Raw genomic sequence first — 2,435 nt, forward strand, 5'->3', positions numbered from 1 at the left:
ATCGGACCCCGGTGCACACTTTGACGCCGTGGTGGAACTGGATGCCAGCACCATCGTGCCGCAAGTCACTTGGGGCACCTCGCCCGAGATGGTGCTGGGTATCGATGCCCGCGTGCCGGACCCTGACAAGGAAAAGGACCCGAACAAGCGCGGCGCCATCGAACGCGCCCTGACCTACATGGCGCTGCAACCGGGCAAGGCCCTCAACGACATCTTCGTGGACAAGGTGTTCATCGGCTCCTGCACCAACAGCCGCATCGAAGACATGCGCGAAGCCGCTGCGGTGGTGAAGAAGCTGGGCCAGAAGGTCGCCAAGAACATCAAGCTGGCGATGGTCGTGCCTGGTTCCGGCTTGGTGAAAGAACAGGCCGAGCGCGAAGGTCTGCACGAAATCTTCAAAGCCGCGGGCTTCGAGTGGCGCGAGCCCGCCTGCTCCATGTGCCTGGCCATGAACGCCGACCGCCTGGAACCCGGCGAGCGCTGCGCGTCCACCAGCAACCGCAACTTCGAAGGCCGCCAGGGTGCCGGCGGTCGCACCCACCTGGTCTCGCCCGCCATGGCCGCCGCCGCGGCGGTGCACGGTCACTTTGTCGACGTTCGTCAATTCGCCTGAAAGGACTGCTCCCATGAAAACCATTGCTGCCCTGTTCTCGATGTGCTGCCTGCTGGCGCTGGCCGGATGCAACACGGTCCAAGGTGTGGGCCAGGACGTGCAAAAAGCCGGTCAGGTGCTGGAAGACGCCGCCAAGAAGAAATAAATGAACAAGTTCACCGTGCACAAGGGCCTGGTGGCCCCGATGGACCGCGAGAACGTCGACACCGACGCCATCATTCCCAAGCAGTTCCTCAAATCGATCCGCAAGACCGGTTTCGGTCCCAACCTGTTCGACGAGTGGCGCTACCTGGACCAGCCGGGCGAGCCGGGCGTACCCGAGAGCCAGCGCAAGCCCAACACGGACTTCGTGCTCAACCAGCCGCGCTACCAAGGCGCCTCGGTGTTGCTGGCGCGCAAGAACTTCGGCTGCGGCTCCAGCCGCGAACACGCGCCCTGGGCTATCGACCAATATGGCTTTCGCGCGCTGATCGCCCCCAGCTACGCCGACATCTTCTTCAACAACTGCTTCAAGAACGGCCTGCTGCCCATCGTGCTGCCCGAAGCGGTGGTGGACCAGCTGTTCAACGAAGTCGTGGCCTTCCCAGGCTACGAACTGACCGTGGACCTGGAGCGCCAGGTCATCGTCAAGCCGCAGGGTGAAGAGATCCCGTTCGACGTGCAGGCCTTCCGCAAGTACTGCCTGCTCAACGGTTTCGACGACATCGGCCTGACGCTGCGCCACAAGGACAAGATCGCCGCGTTCGAGAAAGAACGCCTGGCGACCAAGCCCTGGCTTGCACACACCATGGTGTCCTGATCGGACGACACCTCAACCTCTGACAGACCCCACATGAAAATCGCAGTTCTCCCGGGTGACGGCATCGGCACCGAAATCGTGGCCGAAGCGGTCAAGGTCCTCAATGCCCTCGATCTGAAGTTCGAGATGGAGTCCGCGCTGGTCGGTGGCGCCGCCTACGAAGCCCATGGCCACCCGCTGCCCGAGTCCACGCTCAACCTCGCCAAGTCGGCCGATGCGGTGCTGTTCGGCGCCGTGGGCGACTGGAAGTACGACAAGCTGGACCGCCCGCTGCGCCCCGAGCAGGCCATCTTGGGCCTGCGCAAGAACCTGGGCCTGTTCGCCAACTTCCGCCCTGCCATCTGCTACGAGCAACTGGTGGGCGCGTCCAGCCTCAAGCCCGAGCTGATCGCGGGTCTGGACATCCTGATCATCCGCGAGCTCACCGGCGACATCTACTTCGGCCAGCCGCGTGGCCGACGCACCGCTGTGGATGGCCACTTCCCCGGTACCGAAGAAGCCTTCGACACCATGCGCTACTCCAAGCCGGAGATCGAGCGCATCGCCCACGTCGCGTTCCAGGCCGCGCGCAAGCGCAACAAAAAAGTGACCAGCGTCGACAAGGCCAACGTGCTGGAAACCTTCCAGTTCTGGAAAGACGTGGTCACCGAAGTGCACGCCCAGTACCCCGACGTGGAACTGCAGCACATGTACGTGGACAACGCGGCCATGCAACTGGTCAAGGCGCCCAAGGCCTTTGACGTGGTGGTCACCGGGAACATGTTCGGCGACATCCTCAGCGATGAGGCCTCCATGCTCACCGGCTCCATCGGCATGCTGCCTTCGGCCTCCTTGAACTCGAAGAACCAGGGCCTGTACGAACCCAGCCACGGCAGCGCGCCAGACATTGCAGGCAAGGGCGTGGCCAATCCGCTGGCCACCATCCTGTCGGCGGCGATGATGCTGCGCTATTCGCTGAACCAGGAAGCCGCGGCGCAGCGCGTCGAGGCCGCGGTGCGCAAGGTGCTCGCGCAGGGGCTGCGC

4 protein-coding genes are annotated in these 2,435 nt (G+C 63.8%); all 4 read left to right on the top strand.

Annotated elements, in window-relative coordinates; genetic code table 11:
• The coding region (locus ACR2JA_RS18455; RefSeq protein ID WP_434010527.1) for an aconitase family protein at positions 1 to 613 on the top strand (613 nt) is incomplete at its 5' end.
• 13 nt (positions 614 to 626) lie between these two features.
• A complete protein-coding gene (locus ACR2JA_RS18460) occupies positions 627 to 758 on the top strand; it encodes an entericidin A/B family lipoprotein (RefSeq protein ID WP_434010528.1) in 132 nt (43 codons plus the stop codon).
• Positions 759 to 1,412 carry a 3-isopropylmalate dehydratase small subunit gene (gene leuD, locus ACR2JA_RS18465; RefSeq protein ID WP_434010529.1) on the top strand — a complete coding sequence of 218 codons (654 nt, stop codon included), beginning with the start codon at positions 759 to 761 and terminating at the stop codon, positions 1,410 to 1,412.
• Positions 1,413 to 1,445: 33 nt separating this feature from the next.
• Positions 1,446 to 2,435, top strand: a 990-nt coding sequence (leuB, locus tag ACR2JA_RS18470) for a 3-isopropylmalate dehydrogenase (protein ID WP_434010530.1), incomplete at its 3' end; no start/stop codon positions are given.

It is taken from the genome of Hydrogenophaga sp. (genome assembly GCF_051007235.1).
Classification (GTDB): Bacteria; Pseudomonadota; Gammaproteobacteria; order Burkholderiales; family Burkholderiaceae_C; genus Hydrogenophaga.